We start from the raw sequence: 16,714 nt of genomic DNA on the forward strand, positions 1-16,714 counted from the left end.
GCGTTCGAGCAATAATTTGGCCTGGCTCGAAATGCTGCGCTTATGCCCGTGCGCTAGATCCTCGATCTGGCGCTTCATTTCCGGGGGAACGTCTCTCAACAGAATGTCAGGCACGCCTGCCTCCGCGTTTGATATCAATGATATCGCTATGCGGGCGCGATATCAAGGCCGGCATGCAAGGGAGCTGATCGTGCATCGGATAGGCGTTCCGATGGATTTATGCGGCGGCGCGTGGCATTTGCCTTGCTCAGCGCCTAAATGACGCTTCCACTCTCCTTCCGGCCTTTATGAATGGCGATCATCAAGCAAAAGGACGCGCGAGCGGGCGCATCAATAAACTCCAGCGCAGACTCTAAATCCATCTCGATACGCGGCGCGCGCGAACATAATCTCAAGAACGTCGATCTGACGATCCCGCGCGACAAGCTGGTGGTGTTCACCGGCCTGTCAGGCTCCGGGAAATCGTCGCTCGCCTTCGACACCATCTATGCTGAAGGCCAGCGCCGCTATGTCGAATCGCTGTCGGCCTATGCGCGGCAATTTCTGGAGATCATGCAGAAGCCCGACGTCGATCAGATCGACGGGCTGTCGCCGGCGATCTCCATCGAACAGAAGACGACATCCAAAAATCCACGCTCGACCGTCGGCACGGTCACCGAGATTCACGACTATATGCGTCTGCTCTGGGCCCGCGTCGGCGTGCCCTATTCGCCGGCGACAGGACTGCCGATCGAGAGCCAGACCGTCTCGCAGATGGTCGATCGCGTGCTGGCGCTTCCGGAAGGCTCGCGGCTCTATCTGCTCGCGCCGGTCGTGCGTGGCCGCAAAGGCGAATACCGAAAGGAGATCGCCGAATATACGAAGAAAGGCTTCCAGCGCCTCAAGATCGACGGCGCCTATCATGAGATCGCTGACGTGCCGGCGCTCGACAAGAAATTGAAGCACGACATCGATGTCGTGGTCGATCGAATCGTCGTGCGTCCCGATATGAGCGCGAGATTGGCCGACAGCTTTGAGACCGCGCTCGATTTGTCGGGCGGCCTCGCCGTCGTCGAATTCGCTGATCGGCAGTCGGCAGTCGGCAGTGGGCGGTCTAGGGATGACGACCGACTGCCGATTGCCGACATGCCGACCGCCGTCGCCAATGTCTCTACCCATTACGCGCCCGGCCACATCGTCTTTTCGTCGAAATTCGCTTGTCCGGTGTCGGGCTTCACCATCCCGGAGATCGAGCCGCGGCTGTTTTCCTTCAACAATCCCTTCGGCGCCTGTCCGGTCTGCGGCGGCATCGGCCATGAGCAGAAGGTCGACGCCGACCTCGTCGCCCCGAATCCGAAGCTGACGCTGCGCAAAGGCGCGATCGCGCCCTGGGCGAAATCGACCTCGCCCTATTATCAGCAGACGCTCGAAGCGCTCGGCAAGCATTACAAGTTTCGGCTCGACGTCTCGTGGGAGACGCTTTCCGACAAGGCGCGAAACGTCATTCTCTACGGTTCGGGCGAGGAGGAGATCCGCTTTTCCTATGACGACGGCTTTCGCGCCTATGACGTGAAGAAGCCCTTCGAAGGCGTCGTCATCAATCTCGAGCGGCGCTATCTTGAAACCGACAGCGAATGGGCGCGCGACGAGATCGGCCGCTATATGTCGGCGACGCCCTGTCTCGCCTGCGAAGGCTTTCGGTTGAAGCCCGAAGCGCTCGCCGTCAAAGTCGCGCGCAAACATATCGGCGAAGTCTCGGAGCTTTCCGTGCGCGCCGCGCTCGACTGGTTTCGCGCGCTGCCCGACGCGCTCGACAAGAAGCGCAATGAAATCGCCTTCCGCATCTTGAAGGAGATTCGCGACCGGCTAAATTTTCTCGTCGACGTCGGCCTCGACTATCTGACGCTGTCGCGCAATTCAGGCTCGCTGTCGGGCGGCGAAAGCCAGCGGATTCGTCTGGCGTCGCAGATCGGCTCGGGACTGACCGGCGTGCTCTATGTGCTGGATGAACCGTCGATCGGGCTGCATCAGCGCGACAATGACCGTCTGCTCGACACGCTGCGGCGGCTGCGCAATCTCGGCAACAGCGTCATCGTCGTCGAGCACGACGAGGACGCGATTCTCGCCGCGGACTACGTCGTCGATGTCGGGCCCGGCGCCGGCATTCACGGCGGCAAAATCGTCGCGCAAGGGACGCCGCAGGAGATCATGGACGATCCCGCTTCGCTCACCGGGCAATATCTGACCGGCGAAAAGCAGGTGATTCTTCGTCACAAGCTGCGCAAGCCGACGGCAGGGCGCTGGCTCAAGCTCTTTGGCGCGCGCGGCAACAATCTTAAGGACGTCACGGCGGAAGTGCCGCTCGGCCTCTTCACTTGCGTCACCGGCGTCTCGGGCGGCGGCAAGTCGACGCTGGTCATCGAAACGCTCTACAAGGCCGTGGCGCGGCGGCTCTCCGGCGCGCATGAGCACCCGGCGCCCTTCGATCGCCTCGAAGGCCTGGAACAGATCGACAAGATCATCGACATCGACCAGTCGCCGATCGGCCGCACGCCGCGCTCCAATCCGGCGACCTATACCGGCGCGTTCACGCCTATTCGCGAATGGTTCGCGGGCCTCCCCGAGGCGAAGACGCGCGGCTATGCGCCGGGACGCTTCTCCTTCAACGTCAAGGGCGGCCGCTGCGAAGCCTGCCAGGGCGACGGCGTCATCAAGATCGAGATGCACTTTCTCCCGGACGTGTACGTCACCTGCGACGTGTGCAAGGGCAAGCGTTACGATCGCGAGACGCTCGAAGTGAAATATCGCGAAAAATCCATCGCCGACGTGCTCGACATGACGGTGGAGGAGGCGGCGACTCTGTTCAAGGCGGTGCCCTCGATCCGCGACAAGATGGAAACCTTAAAACGCGTCGGCCTCGACTACATCCATGTCGGCCAGCAGGCGACGACGCTGTCGGGCGGCGAGGCCCAGCGCGTCAAGCTCTCCAAGGAGCTGTCGCGCCGCTCCACAGGCCGCACGCTGTATATTCTCGACGAGCCGACGACGGGTCTGCATTTCCACGACGTCGCCAAGCTGCTCGAAGTGCTGCATGAGCTTGTCGAACAGGGCAATACGGTGGTCGTGATCGAGCACAATCTCGAAGTCATCAAGACGGCGGACTGGATCATCGACATGGGGCCGGAGGGCGGCGACGGCGGCGGCGAAATCGTCGCGACCGGACCGCCGTCTCAGATCATCAAGGAAACGCGCAGCCACACCGGGCGCTATCTCGCTGAAGCGATGGCGCGCAAACCCTCCGTGGCGGCGACCGCGCCGGCGAAACCCAAGAAAGCGCGAACGGTTTAAAAAGCCCGTCGCGGCCACGTCTTCTCCTCAAAAAAAAGGCCGCCTCGCAGCGCATGCGAAGCGGCCCATGTTTGTTGTGCGCGCGCCCGTTAGGCGTTTAGCTCTTCAGCGGCGCCGGACGTTCGTCGCGTTCCGCTTCGGCGCTGCGAATCGCCGAATCATCTCCGGATGCGGCTTCCTCCGCCGCGCGCTTCTTGCCGGCCTCGAAGATATCGCGCTCAGGCCGCGGCAACACCGGTCCCTCCGGGAAGACGAAGCCCAGCGACTTCGTTCCGCTATCGTCGCCGACGACGACGACGCGCACGGCGCCGCCGTTCTTCAGACGGCCGAACAGCACCTCGTCGGCGAGCGGCGTCTTGATGTGCTGGTGAATGACCCGCGACATCGGTCGGGCGCCCATGGCTTCGTCATAGCCGTGCTCGACGAGCCAGCTGCGCGCTTCGTCGGTGAGCTCGATCGTGACGTTGCGGTCGGCAAGCTGCGCTTCGAGCTGCATGATGAATTTGTCGACGACGCGCTTGATGACGTCGACCGGCAGATGACCGAAAGGCACGATGGCGTCGAGACGATTGCGGAACTCCGGCGCGAAGAGCCGATTGATCGCCTCGCTGTCGTCGAGATCGCGGCGCGTGCGCGTGAAGCCGATCGGCGTGCGGGCAAGATCCTGCGCGCCCGCATTCGTCGTCATGATGAGGATGACGTTGCGGAAGTCGATGGTCTTGCCGTTATGGTCGGTCAGCTTCCCGTGGTCCATCACCTGCAGCAGGATGTTGTAGAGATCGGGATGCGCCTTCTCGATTTCGTCGAGCAGCAGCACGCAATGCGGATGCTGGTCGATGGCGTCGGTCAGCAGTCCGCCCTGATCGAAGCCGACATAGCCGGGAGGCGCGCCGATCAACCGGCTCACCGTATGACGCTCCATATATTCCGACATGTCGAAGCGCACGAGTTCGATGCCGAGCGATGTCGCGAGTTGGCGCGCGGCTTCCGTCTTGCCGACGCCGGTCGGTCCGGAGAAGAGATAGCAGCCGATCGGCTTCTCTTGATCGCGCAGGCCCGCCCGCGCGAGCTTGATCGCCGACGTCAGCGCCGAGATCGCCTTATCCTGCCCATAGACGACGCGCCGCAGCGTCTCGTCGAGATGCGCGAGAACTTCGGCGTCGTCCTTGGAGACGGTCTTCGGCGGCACGCGCGCCATGGTGGCGATCGTCGTTTCGATCTCTTTCAGTCCGATGGTCTTTTTGCGTTTGTTTTCCGCGACCAGCATCTGCGCCGCGCCGGTTTCGTCGATCACGTCGATCGCCTTGTCCGGCAGCTTGCGGTCATGAATGTAACGCGCCGAGAGCTCCACCGCCGCCTTCAGCGCGTCGTTGGTGTAGCGGATCTTATGGAACTCCTCGAAATAGGGCTTGAGCCCCTTCACGATTTCGATCGCGTCGGGGATCGAGGGTTCGTTGACGTCGATCTTCTGGAAGCGGCGAACGAGCGCGCGGTCCTTCTCGAAATACTGCCGGTATTCCTTGTAGGTCGTCGAGCCGATGCAGCGCAGAACGCCCTGCGCCAGGGCGGGCTTCAGAAGGTTCGAGGCGTCCATCGCGCCGCCCGAGGTGGCGCCCGCGCCAATCACCGTATGGATCTCGTCGATGAAGAGGATCGCGTTCTTGTGATTCTCGATTTCCTTCACGACCTGCTTCAGGCGCTCTTCGAAGTCGCCGCGATAGCGCGTGCCGGCGAGCAGCGCGCCCATGTCGAGCGCGAACACCGTCGCGCCGGCGAGAACCTCCGGCACTTCGTTCGAAACAATCTTACGCGCGAGGCCTTCGGCGATCGCGGTCTTGCCGACGCCGGGATCGCCGACGAGCAGGGGATTATTCTTTTGCCGGCGGCACAGGACCTGAATCGTGCGCAGCACTTCCGGCTCGCGGCCGATCAGCGGGTCGATGCGGCCGTCGCGCGCCTTCCTGTTGAGATTGACGCAATAGGCCTCGAGCGCGCCTTCCTTCTTGCGGCTCTCGCCGTCGCGGCCCTCGCGGCCTTCGCTGCGCTCGCCATCTTCCTCGACGCCGCGCGGACTCCGGCTGGCGTCCGAAAGCCCCGGACGCTTGGCGATGCCATGGCTGATGAAATTGACCGCGTCATAGCGCGTCATGTCCTGCTCCTGCAGGAAATAGACGGCGTGGCTTTCGCGCTCGGCGAACAGCGCGACAAGAACATTGGCGCCGCTGACGTCTTCGCGGCCGGACGATTGAACGCTGATAATCGCCCGCTGCACGACCCGCTGGAACCCGGCGGTCGGCTTGCATTCATCCGCGTCTTCATTGACGAGGTTGTCGAGCTCTCGATCGATGTAGTCGCGCAAATTCTTCGTTAGCACGTCGAGATCCACGGAACAGGCGCGGAGCACCGCCGATGCGTCGACGTCCTCGACGAGGCTCAGCAGCAGGTGCTCGAGCGTCGCATATTCATGGCGCCGCTCGCGGGCGGACGCGAGCGCACGGTCGAGGGTCTGCTTGAGATTGCGCGAGAAGGTCGGCATGCGCTCGTCCTATTTCTTTTCCATGATGCATTGCAGAGGATGCTGATGCTTCCTTGCAAAATCCATGACCTGGGTGACTTTGGTCTCAGCGACCTCGTAGGTGTAGACGCCGCATTCGCCGACGCCGTGATTGTGGACGTGGAGCATGATGCGCGTGGCTTCCTCCACGGATTTGTTGAAATATTTCCGCAGCACGATCACCACGAACTCCTGCGTCGTGTAGTCGTCATTCAACAAAAGCACCCGATACATATTAGGCTTGCGCGTCTGAGGACGCGTTCGAGTGACGAGCGCGGTTCCGGCCCCGGGACCGACGTCGCCTCCCTTGCGCGGCTCTTTGGCCGCTCGCGGCCCATTGGCCGCCATCGCTCGCGTTAAATCCTCCGCCGCCACGTCTTCACCCTTTCGATCCTTTTCATGTAGGTCGGCACAGTGGTTCTTTTAGGGTCGACTCGCAGAATCTGGGCCATTTCCACGATGAGGGAAATCAAGAACATCGCTAGTTTTGAGCTTTCCCACCGGCTTGGCAAGGGGTCGCGCGACGCGCCGTCGCCGAGTTTTGTCGAAAGTCGCATCAATAAAAAATTTACCTACGCAAGATTAGCGTCACACCGCTAACCTTCAGGCATTCAAGTGCGTCGACCCCTCGAGCATCGCCGTTTAAGCCACCGCCGCGCCGGCCTTCCGGCGGGTGTTTGGAGTCTTGCGGCGCTGTCGATCGCCGCTTGTTTGTGCAGCGTGCTCGGCGCCAAGCTGCTCTCAAATATGTTTGAGCCTCCCGAAGCGCTGGCGCCCGCAGGCTTTTCCCGGGGAGCAGAAACCGATCTGCCCGGTCTTGCCAAGGCGGCGCCGCAAACCGAGGCGCCGCCGCCGACAGGACAACGCGAGGCCGACATCGACCGTTTGCCGACAGGTACGATCCCAGACAGGCGCAAAGGGCGGAAGGCGTTGACGCCTTGCGGCGAAGCTGGCGAAATCGCCGATCATTAGTTTTTTTGCGGCCAGCCCTCGCGCGCGCGACGCCTTGCGCATATATTTATTGACAATTCGGCAATTGCCCGTAAAGCATTCCCGTGGCTATCGCCCGCGCTTCTTTGCGGCGGACCGTCGGCGGGCCAAATAGCTGTTGCGGCGACGACGGCGACTTCTCTCAACAATCCACGCGCGCTTCTTTACGGCTGGCGCGCAAGCGGAATTTCCGCATATGCGAGCCGTAATTCAGGATAATTAATGACATTCGAAGTACTGGGCCTTTCCCAAAAGGTTCTCGCAGCCGTCCAAACGTCCGGCTATACGACCCCCACGCCCATTCAGGCGCAGGCCATTCCACCCGCCTTGCAGGGGCGCGACATTCTCGGCATCGCCCAAACGGGCACCGGCAAGACCGCCGCCTTCACCCTGCCGATGCTGAGCCGTCTCGAAAGCGGCCGCGCCCGGGCCAGAATGCCGAGGACGCTTATTCTCGAGCCGACGCGCGAACTCGCCGCGCAGGTCGAAGCAAGCTTCGCCAAATACGGCAAGAACCATCGTCTCAACGTCGCGCTGCTGATCGGCGGCGTCGCCTTCGGCGAGCAGGAAACCAAAATCATGCGCGGGGCCGACGTGCTGATCGCGACGCCGGGCCGCCTTCTCGACTTCTTCGATCGCGGCAAGCTGCTGCTCACGGGCATCGAAATTCTCGTCATCGACGAGGCCGACCGTATGCTCGACATGGGCTTCATTCCCGACATCGAACGCGTCTGCAAGCTGGTGCCGTTCACGCGGCAGACGCTCTTCTTCTCTGCGACCATGCCGCCTGAAATCACGCGGCTGACCGAAGCCTTTCTGCATAACCCGATCCGTTGCGAAGTCTCGCGCGCCGCGTCGACGGCGACCACGATCCGGCAAGTTCTCGTCGCCTCGCGGGGGCACGCCGACAAGCGTGAGACGTTGCGCAAGCTCATTCGCGACGCCGATAACTTCAAGAACGCGATCATCTTCTGCAACCGCAAGCGCGACGTCGCGACCCTTCATCGCTCGCTCGTCAAGCATGGCTTTTCCGCCGGCGCCCTGCACGGCGACATGGATCAGCTGGCGCGCATGGCCTCGCTCGACGCGTTCAAGAATGGCGATGTGTCGCTGATCGTGTGCTCGGATGTGGCGGCCCGCGGCCTAGACATTCCGGACGTGAGCCATGTGCTCAACTTCGACGTCCCGACGCACAGCGAGGATTACGTGCACCGGATCGGCCGCACCGGCCGCGCCGGCCGGTCGGGCGTGGCGATCACGCTCGTCACCGGCGACGACATGAAATACATCGATCAGATCCAGAGCCTGATCGGCAAGGCAATCGACTGGGAGGGGCCGGGCTTCGACGCCTTGCCGCCGCCCATGGAGACGAGCCCGCAAGAGCGCCGCGGCGAGCGCGACGAACGCGGACCCCGCCGGGAGCGCGGCCGCCGGCCAGCCGCGCCCGCCGACCGGGAAGCGTCCGTCAACCGCCGCTCCGCCGCCGCCGCCGAGCGCGAAGCGCCCGTCAGCCGCCGCCGTCCAGCCGCCGCCGAACGCGAAGCGCCGGTCAGCCGCCGGCCCGAACGCGAAACGCCGGTCAGCATGGGCCGGCCGCGCGGCGGCCGCGCCAAGGCCGAGGGAGAAGGTCTCCGGACTCCGGCCTATGGGGCGCCGGCGGGGCCGCCGGCCGCAGAGGGGCGTGAACGCCGTCCGCGCCATCATGAAGACGATGGGCCCCCTGTCATTGGACTGGGCGACCATGTGCCGTCCTTCCTGCTGCGCCCGGTGGCGCTGAGGCCGGCGAAGGTCGGCGAAGAATAGGTTTTTTCGGCAAGGTTCGTCTGGTCAAAGGCTCGCCTGGTCAAAGGCTTGCCCGATCAGGCAAGCCGTCGCCGCGGCGGCCTCATCCTTCGAAAGGCGCCATGGCGGCGCGAATTTTCTCCGCCTGTTCAGCGAGCTTTGCGTCCTCGGCCATGGTCCCCGGAGGCCGCAAGGCGACACCCTCCCAACGCGGCAGCAGGTGGAAGTGCAGGTGATAGATCACCTGTCCGCCGGCGCTTTCGTTGAATTGATGCAGCGTCAGGCCGTCCGCCGCAAACGCCTTTTCGATCGCCTTCGCGACATGCTGCACGCGCTTCATCAATTCGCCGAGCGTTTCCGGCGAGACGTCGAGGAGTCCGCGCACGCCTTCCTTTGGAACGACCAGAACATGGCCCTCGGCGCGCGGCATGATGTCCATGAACGCGAGCGAGACGTCGTCCTCAAAGACCTTATGCGCGGGGATTTCTCCGCGCAGAATCTTGCCGAAAATATTGTTGGGGTCATAGGCGACGGCCATTGGCTGTTCCCTTCGAGCGCTTGCTCCTTAAAATCATTTTGGCCGTTTCGACGGGCGCTTGCGTCTCGAAGGACGTCGCTCATGGCGCGAACGAAGCGTCGCTTGGGGCGACAGTCCCGTTTCCGCTGAAGAAGGCCGGCAAGGAAAGCAATTGCGCTTGAGGCCTGTCAATCCCCAAAGGCGAAGGCGCGGATATTGGTGAGGCGGAATTCGCTCGCGGGATAGACGCCGAGAATCTCCACTTCCTTGGAGAAGAACTGCAGTTCTTCGAGCGCCCGCGCCATCGCCGGCTGTTCGGGATGTCCGTCGGCGTCGGCGAGAAAGCGCGTCGCGGCGAATTCGCCGTCAACCATGTAGCTTTCGAGCTTGGTCATGTTGACGCCATTCGTCGCGAAGCCGCCGAGCGCCTTGTAGAGCGCGGCCGGCACGTTGCGCACGCGAAAGATGAAGGTGGTGATGGTCGAACCGGCGTTCGGCGACGCCCATTGCCTGGTCTTCGACAGCACGATGAAGCGCGTCGTGTTATGCGCCTCGTCCTCGATATTCTCCGCCAGCACGTCGAGATCGTAAATGTCGGCGGCGAGTCGCGGCGCGATCGCGGCCTTCGTCGGATCGCCCCATTCGGCCACTTCGCGCGCGGCGCCGGCGGTGTCGCCGGCGGTATGCGCCGCGAGGCCGAGTTCGCGGATCGCGCGTCGGCACTGACCGAGCGCATGGACATGGCTGTAGACGCTCTTGAGCCCCTGCCGCGTCGCGCCTCTGGGCGCCATCAGATGAAAATGGATCGGCAGGAAGTGCTCGCCGAGGATATGCAAACCGGAATGCGGCAGGAAATGGTGAATGTCCGCGACGCGTCCGGCGATCGAATTTTCGATCGGGATCATGCCAAGCGCGGCGCGCCCCTCGGTCACCGACGCGAAGGCGTCCTCAAAGCTCGCGCAAGGAAGCGGCGTCAGTTGCGGAAAGGCCTGACGGCAGACGAGGTCGGAATTCGCGCCCGGCTCTCCCTGATAGGCGATATATTGCGTCACTTCGGGTCCTGTTCGCGCGCCGCGGCGCGCAGCGCGGTCAAATCGCGTTCCGTATCCACCGATGGGGCGCCTTTGTCCAGCAGCGCGGCGTCGATGCGCATGCCGGCCTCAAGCCCGCGCAGCTGCTCAAGCCCTTCGCGCCGTTCAAGCGGGGAGGGCGGCAGCGAGACGAATCGTTCCAGAGCGGCGCGGCGAAAGGCGTAGACGCCGATGTGCTTCAATCGTGGCCCGTCGCCATGGGGGGCGGGCGCTCGGGTGAAGTAAAGCGCGCGAACCCGCCCAGGCGCGAGCGGAGTTCCCACGAGCTTGACGGCGTTGGGATCGCCGGCGTCTTCGGCGCGCGCCGGGCAGGCGAGGGTGCCGATGTCGACGGCCGGATCGTCGAGAAGCGCGAGCGCCGCTTCAAGCGCCCCCTCAGGAAGCAAGGGCTGGTCGCCTTGCAGATTGACGACGGCGCCATGCCGGCCCTGTGGGTCGAGCGCCCGCAAGACTTCGCCGATACGGTCGCTGCCGCAGGCGTGAGCGCCGCAGGTGAGCGCCGCGTGTCCGCCGACCGACTCGATCGCCCGCGCGATCTCGGGAGAGTCGGTCGCGACCACGACAGGTCCGAGCGCTGCGGCGCATGCGCGCTCCCAGACGTGGACGATCATGGGCCGACCGTCGATGTCGGCGAGCGCCTTGCCGGGCAGACGCGTCGAGCGTAGACGCGCCGGAATGATGACGATCGGCGCGAGCGCCTGCACGGCGCTAATAGGCGTTGCTATCCTCGGCCATCCAGCCCTTTTCGCTCTTCACGAAATGCAGCGTGCCTTCGCTTGTGTGCACTTCCGCCTTGGTGAATGTCCGGTCGTTGTCGAGGCCGAGAAAGGCGCATGTTCCGCGCTCGCGCTCATCGGCGCATTTGGCTTCGAAACCCTCGGGAAACAGAATTTCAGCCTCATACATCAATTCGTATGCGTCGACGTTCTCGCGCTTCACTTCGCGGCCCTGCACCTTCTTGAAGGACACGAGCTTGGCGTCCACGCCGTTCTTCTCCAGAAGATTGCGCAAAACCTTCGCGCCCGTGGCGTCGCCGGGCATATGGTCGCCGCAAGCGGAAAGCGTCAGGGTGATTGAGACGCCGGCCACAAGCCCGAGAACAAAGCGGAATCGAGATGTCATCTATTCCTCCGGCGCCGCGTTCATCGCAGCGCGATGTTATTTGTTACGCTGTTGCACAAACGCTTCACAACTCCGCGTCTGTGAAAATTCATATCAGATAGTTGCATTTTTGTGCAGCCGGAGTAACGTGAGTGCGCCAAATGAGTTGCGCGTCTGGCGGCGTCGAAGGGCCTGCAACAAGACCCATGGCGTGCGTAAGCGTTTGATGCGTATTCGGCACAACTTTGAATACCCTGCGGAGTGCTCAGGTCCGCCGCATCTCCTGGGTCCGTGGGGTTGGCCGACTGGCGGTGGTTGGAGTGGCCTCCTTGAAGCCATCGTCAGTCGGCCGCCTTCCCCAAAGCGGTTCCTCATCCAGCCAATAAGTTTGCAGCCAATAAAGTTTGGAAGCGTCCCTTGCGGCGACGCTCCTTCCGGCTAGACCAGCGATTGTGACGAACGCCTTGGCAAGGCGCGCGCGCCTTTGTCCGCGCGCGCTTACTTGATCTTGGTTTCCTTGAATTCCACGTGCTTGCGCACGACGGGATCGTATTTCTTGAAAACGAGCTTTTCCGTCTTCGTGCGCGCGTTCTTCTTGGTCACGTAGAAATAGCCCGTATCCGCCGTGGACAGGAGCTTGATCTTGATCATGGCGGACTTGGCCATTGCTCATCCCAGTCTATCAGAGAAATGAAATCGTCCCGGTAGCTGAGCGCGCCGGGAGCGAATTGGCCGGCAACATACGTGCGGCGCGAACGATGTCAAGAAGGCGCGCCGGGCCAGCCTGAGTCCAGCGCGATTCGCGCCTCGTCAAGAGGATACGGCAAAGAACAGCCATAATTTTGTTGGTTAATCCACAAGAGGAGCAGCGTAGGGCCGGGACGACTTCGGCGAATTGCGCGGCAATACTCGGGCGGGGAGAAATATCTCGTAAGCAGCCGATGCGCACGCGCGTCGTCGAGCGCAGCGCCTGCATGTATCGACGTGAAGAAGTGCTTCCTTCGCCTTCACGCGAACGCGCTTGGAGTGAGTAGTATGAGCGTAACACTCGAAAAGCGGCGCAAAGTCGCGGAGTTGGAGAATTTTGAACGGCGGATACTTCAAGAGAAGCGGCGCCTTTTAAGCGAGCTGGAAAGCTTGGAGAGGCCCTTCCGCAACACGCGCGCGATGGGCTGGATCAAGGATTTTTCGAGCGACGTCGCTGGCGCGTGGCGCGCGGTCCAGGGCGCCGCGTCAATTAGAGCGCCGGTCTGGTTTTATGTCGTCGCCGGGGCCATCCTGCTCGGAGGCGGCGGCTTCGTCGCACAATTCGCCTCGAGAGGCGCGCCGCGCGCCGATGGCGCGACGCTGCGTCAGGTCGAAACGCCGACGACGCCTGTGCGGATCGAGCAGCCGGCGCCGGCGTCCGTGACCGAGGCGGCGCAAGCCGCCGACGTCGCGTCATCCTCGGCGCTTAGCGCCCCGCCGGACTCAATTGCGCCTCCGACGCCGTCGACGCCCGACTCCAAGGAGCTAAAGCAGCGGCTTCTGGAGGCCCAGGCCGCGTCGGAGCCCTTGCCCGAGCCGCTGGCGCCGCCCCAAAAAGCCGTCGTTCCCGCCGCCACGTCAACGCTCGGCGCGGCGACGGTTCCGCCGCTCGGCGCGGCGCTGCCGAACACCGCCTTCGACGACGCGCCGCCAGTTGATGCGGCCGCGACGGCGGCGCCGGACGACGCGGCGCCAGCGGCACGGACCGCGGCGCGCGAAAGCCAGCGCGAGGACGAGCCCGCGGACGAAGGCCGCCGCGCAAAATGCTTCGTCAAGATCGATGGACGGGTTCTCTTCGAGCGCAGCTGCATGCTCCGCCAGCCCAGGCGCTCAACGCTGACGCTCAACGCCGGAGACGACGCGGTCGTTCTGACGCAAGATCATGGACGGACGTGGACGGCGAGCCTCGGCGGCCGCAGCCTCGGCAAGGTCTATCGAAGCGGCGAGTGCTGGGGCCGTCGCCGACAGGTCTTCATCTGCGCGAGGGGCGCGTGAAGCGCGCCGGGCCTATCGGCTTTTCGCTCGCGTAGAATCATTGGAGGGCGCGGCGCGCCCGCTGGCAGCTGCGGATACAATGGCAGCCCCGCCGATCGTTAGCGGCGGGGCTTTTGCGTTTTCTCGAAGGCGTGAATTCAACTTTTTCGATGGAGGCCACGTTGAGATTCAAACATCTTATCGCGACCGCTTTGGCGCTCGCCGGGATATTGTTTTCAGGCGTCGCTCTGGCGGAGAAGTCAGAGGAGCGGGTTGTGAAGGAGGCGATCGCGCTCTTTCGCGCTTATGGAGTCATGCACCCTAAAGTGGCTCGCAATTCAGTGCGGCGCTGCTTCTATTCGGCGAGATGGAGATGGGGGAGCATTCCGGAGGGATACTCGCGCAAATTCTTCGGGATCAGGGCGCTGGCGGGACTGGCCGCGGAAAACCCTTCTGGCTTCTATGAGGTCATGAAAATATTCGATCCGGAAGGTCTGCAGCCCGATGCTTTGTGCACCGAGGAAGAGGATAAGGAGAAATTGGAAGAGTGGCGCGAAGTATTCGAGAACAAAACCAAATCGCTGGATAAGCGTGAGATCGAAGATTCTCCTTATTCTCCGTACTTTGTGCGGATAGAGTATACATTTCCGGTTTTCGACACCAGATTTCGCAAGGCGGCGTTCATAGAAAATGTTGTAGTAAGGCAATTCAGACGATGGCCCGATGGCAGGGTGACGCCCTTGCCCCTCGAACTTACCCACACGGTGGTAATTTTTGAAAAGCGCAACGACGTTTGGCGCGAAATTGAGAGAGGGATTCTCGGGCAAACATAAGCCTTGACCGTGATACGCATCTCTTTGAACGGCTCGCCTGTCATTCCCGACGCGCGCAAAGCGCGCGATCGATCCAGAGCAAACCAGCGTTCTTGGAATCGGCTCCGGATTCCCGATCAGGCCTTCGGCCTGTCGGGAATGACCGCGGTCCAAGCGAACTCATCAGCCGGACCCGTATCAGACTATCATTTGCGGCGCGCGGGCTTCCGCTCACGTTCCTTTTTCGCCCGCGGCGGCGGGGCGCGGCGTTCGCCGCCGCTCACCACCTCGAAGCGCAGGGCGCCGGCGATCGGCGCCGCCTCGATCAGCTTCACTTCTATAATATCCGCCAGCCGGTAGCTGACGCCGGAGCGCGAGGTGAGCGCATGCGCCGCCTCGTCATAGGCGTAATATTCACGGCCCAGCGTCGCCGCCGGCACGAATCCATCGGCGCCTGTCTCGGCGAGGCGCACGAACAGACCGGATCTCGTGACGCCGGAAATGCGCGCCTGAAAGCGCGCGCCGATCTGGTCGGCGAGATGATGCGCGATGAGCCGATCGACGGTCTCGCGCTCCGCCGCCATCGCGCGTCGCTCGGCGGCCGAGATGCGGGCGGCGATCTCCGCGAGTTCGCCGACCGGCATCTCCGGCAAGGCGCCTTCGCCGAATTTCAGTGCGCGAATGAGCGCGCGATGCACGATCAAATCGGCGTAGCGACGAATCGGCGAGGTGAAATGCGCGTAGCGGCGCAGATTGAGGCCGAAGTGCCCGTAATTTTCATGCGTATATTCCGCCTGCGCCTGCGTGCGCAGAATGATCTCGTTGACGATGTTCTCGTGCTCCAGGCCCTTCACGCGACCCAGGATCACATTGAAATGCGCGGGGCGCAGCGCCTGGCCCTTGGCGAGCTTGACGCCGATCGTCGCAAGAAATTCCGAAAGCGCCGTGACCTTTTCGCGCGAAGGTTCGTCATGGGCGCGATAGATCAGCTGCTGGCGATGCTGCTCCAAGGTTTCGGCCGCCGCGACATTCGCCAGAATCATGAATTCTTCGATCAGCCGATGCGCTTCGAGCCGCGGCGGAATGATGACGCGGTCGAAGGTGCCGTCTGTCTTCAACAGGATCTTGCGTTCGGGCAGATCGAGATCGAGCGGCGCGCGCAGATTGCGGGCGTGCCGCAGCGCTTCATGCGCGGCGTAAAGCGTTTGCAGCACCGGGGCGAGCAGCGGCTTCGTGGTTTCATCCGTGCGGCCCTCGATCGCGTCCTGCGCCTGCGCATAGGCGAGCTTGGCGTGCGAGCGCATCATCACGCGATGAAAACTGTGATCGATCTTCCTGCCCTTGCTGGTGACGCGCATGCGCACGGCGAGCGCCGGCCGATCTTCATTGGGCCGCAGTGAGCACAGGTCGTTGGAGATGCGCTCGGGCAGCATCGGCACGACGCGGTCGGGGAAATAGACCGAATTGCCCCGCTCCAAGGCGTCGCGGTCGAGCGCCGAGCGCGGCGTCACATAATGCGCCACGTCGGCGATCGCGACCGTCAGGACGAAGCCGCCGTCATTATCCGGCGCGCTGTCGAGCGCGGCGTGCACCGCGTCGTCGTGGTCCTTGGCGTCCGGCGGATCGATCGTGACAAGCGGCAGATCGCGCCAGTCTTCGCGGCCGTGCAGAGACGCGGGCTGCGCGCGCTCGGCCTCCGTTGTCGCCTCGGCGCGAAACACGTCGGGAATGTCATGCGCCCGCAGCGCGATGAGGCTCACCGCTTTTTCGCCCGTCACCGAGCCGAGCGTTTCGCGCACGCGGGAGCGCGGCGCGCCAAAGCGCGTCTTGCCGACGAGATCGACCGAGACGAGGTCGCCGTGCTTGCCGACGCCGAGGTCGGCCGCCGCGACGGCGAGTTCGCGTCCGGCCTGCTTCTTGTCGATCGGCTGGATACGGCCGGCGCCATTCGCTTCGATATGCAGCACGCCGAGCACGCGTTGCCGCTGGCGCGAGAGGAGTTTGACGACGCGTCCGACATAGGGCGGCTCGTTTGGTCCGGCGTCGCGGTCGGGCTCGGCGCGCACCAGCGCGCGATCGCCGACGCCGGGCAGGGGCTCCCCCGGCCGGGCGTGGCGCGGCGCGTGGATGCGGATGCGAGGGGCCGGGCCCAGCTCGTCCTCGTCCCATTCGACCGGCGCGGCGATCATCTCGCCGTCGCGGTCGCGCGCGATGATGTCGACGAGCGCAACTGGCGGCAGCGTCCCCTTGCGGTTCACGCGCTTGCCGCGCTTTTCCAGGAGGCCCTCGTCCGCCATCTCGGCGAGCAACCGCTTGACGGCGATGCGGTCGTCGCCGGCGACGCCGAAGGCGCGGGCGATTTCGCGCACGCCGATCTTGCGCGGGCCGCCCGCCTCGGTTTCGCGGGTGATGAAGGCCAGGATGTCTTCGCGAGAGGGCGTGTGTTTTGCTGTGTCGTCTTTCGCCAAGGGCTCGCTCAATAGAGGCAAGAAAATCGCCGTTCGACGCGGCGGGCGTGCGCTTCAACCGAACTCGGCAT

Annotated in this window: 13 protein-coding genes; 5 read left to right on the forward strand and 8 right to left on the reverse strand. The window is 63.4% G+C overall.

Features of this window, described 5'->3' with window-relative positions; genetic code table 11:
• Positions 1-291: 291 nt before the first annotated feature.
• Entirely contained in the window at positions 292-3,327 is a 3,036-nt protein-coding gene (gene uvrA, locus IYY11_RS20895; protein WP_196405646.1) for an excinuclease ABC subunit UvrA, read from the forward strand.
• Positions 3,328-3,424: 97 nt separating this feature from the next.
• Here the strand turns inward: uvrA and clpA are convergent, their stop codons facing one another.
• Complete coding sequence (gene clpA, locus IYY11_RS20900; protein ID WP_196405647.1) at positions 3,425-5,863, reverse strand: ATP-dependent Clp protease ATP-binding subunit ClpA; 2,439 nt, start codon at positions 5,861-5,863, stop codon at positions 3,425-3,427.
• A 9-nt stretch (positions 5,864-5,872) separates the two neighbouring features.
• Positions 5,873-6,229 (reverse strand): ATP-dependent Clp protease adapter ClpS, encoded by a 357-nt coding sequence (clpS, locus tag IYY11_RS20905; protein ID WP_196405648.1) that lies wholly within the window; start codon positions 6,227-6,229, stop codon positions 5,873-5,875.
• 267 nt (positions 6,230-6,496) lie between these two features.
• On the opposite strand from clpS, the gene IYY11_RS20910 reads away from it, so the two are divergent.
• Together IYY11_RS20910 and IYY11_RS20915 are read left to right on the forward strand one after the other, a co-directional pair.
• Positions 6,497-6,853 carry a hypothetical protein gene (locus IYY11_RS20910; RefSeq protein ID WP_196405649.1) on the forward strand — a complete coding sequence of 119 codons (357 nt, stop codon included), beginning with the start codon at positions 6,497-6,499 and terminating at the stop codon, positions 6,851-6,853.
• Positions 6,854-7,093: 240 nt separating this feature from the next.
• Positions 7,094-8,674 (forward strand): DEAD/DEAH box helicase, encoded by a 1,581-nt coding sequence (locus IYY11_RS20915; RefSeq protein WP_196405650.1) that lies wholly within the window; start codon positions 7,094-7,096, stop codon positions 8,672-8,674.
• Between the two features lie 82 nt (positions 8,675-8,756).
• On the opposite strand, the gene IYY11_RS20920 is transcribed toward IYY11_RS20915, so the two are convergent.
• The 5 genes from IYY11_RS20920 to rpmG form a co-directional block, all read right to left on the reverse strand.
• Positions 8,757-9,191: an HIT family protein gene (locus IYY11_RS20920; RefSeq protein WP_196405651.1), complete on the reverse strand. Its 435-nt coding sequence runs from the start codon at positions 9,189-9,191 to the stop codon at positions 8,757-8,759.
• 167 nt (positions 9,192-9,358) lie between these two features.
• Positions 9,359-10,222 carry a prephenate dehydratase gene (locus tag IYY11_RS20925; protein WP_196405652.1) on the reverse strand — a complete coding sequence of 288 codons (864 nt, stop codon included), beginning with the start codon at positions 10,220-10,222 and terminating at the stop codon, positions 9,359-9,361.
• Positions 10,219-10,965, reverse strand: a complete 747-nt coding sequence (locus IYY11_RS20930; RefSeq protein ID WP_196405653.1) for a 3-deoxy-manno-octulosonate cytidylyltransferase — start codon at positions 10,963-10,965, stop codon at positions 10,219-10,221. Before IYY11_RS20930 ends, IYY11_RS20925 begins: the two co-directional genes overlap by 4 nt.
• Before the next feature lie 4 nt (positions 10,966-10,969).
• On the reverse strand, positions 10,970-11,383 hold the full coding sequence (locus IYY11_RS20935; RefSeq protein WP_109024824.1) for a hypothetical protein: 414 nt from the start codon (positions 11,381-11,383) through the stop codon (positions 10,970-10,972).
• 477 nt (positions 11,384-11,860) lie between these two features.
• Positions 11,861-12,028 carry a 50S ribosomal protein L33 gene (rpmG, locus tag IYY11_RS20940; RefSeq protein ID WP_014892635.1) on the reverse strand — a complete coding sequence of 56 codons (168 nt, stop codon included), beginning with the start codon at positions 12,026-12,028 and terminating at the stop codon, positions 11,861-11,863.
• A 369-nt stretch (positions 12,029-12,397) separates the two neighbouring features.
• On the opposite strand from rpmG, the gene IYY11_RS20945 reads away from it, so the two are divergent.
• Positions 12,398-13,384, forward strand: a complete 987-nt coding sequence (locus IYY11_RS20945; protein ID WP_196405654.1) for a hypothetical protein — start codon at positions 12,398-12,400, stop codon at positions 13,382-13,384.
• Between the two features lie 113 nt (positions 13,385-13,497).
• Positions 13,498-14,196 (forward strand): hypothetical protein, encoded by a 699-nt coding sequence (locus IYY11_RS20950; protein WP_196405655.1) that lies wholly within the window; start codon positions 13,498-13,500, stop codon positions 14,194-14,196.
• A 185-nt stretch (positions 14,197-14,381) separates the two neighbouring features.
• Here IYY11_RS20950 and rnr read toward each other — a convergent pair whose 3' ends face one another.
• A complete protein-coding gene (gene rnr / locus IYY11_RS20955; protein WP_196405656.1) occupies positions 14,382-16,643 on the reverse strand; it encodes a ribonuclease R in 2,262 nt (753 codons plus the stop codon).
• Positions 16,644-16,714 lie beyond the last annotated feature (71 nt).

Origin of the sequence: Methylocystis sp. H62 (assembly GCF_015709515.1) — a bacterium.
In the GTDB taxonomy this organism is placed as follows: domain Bacteria; phylum Pseudomonadota; class Alphaproteobacteria; order Rhizobiales; family Beijerinckiaceae; genus Methylocystis.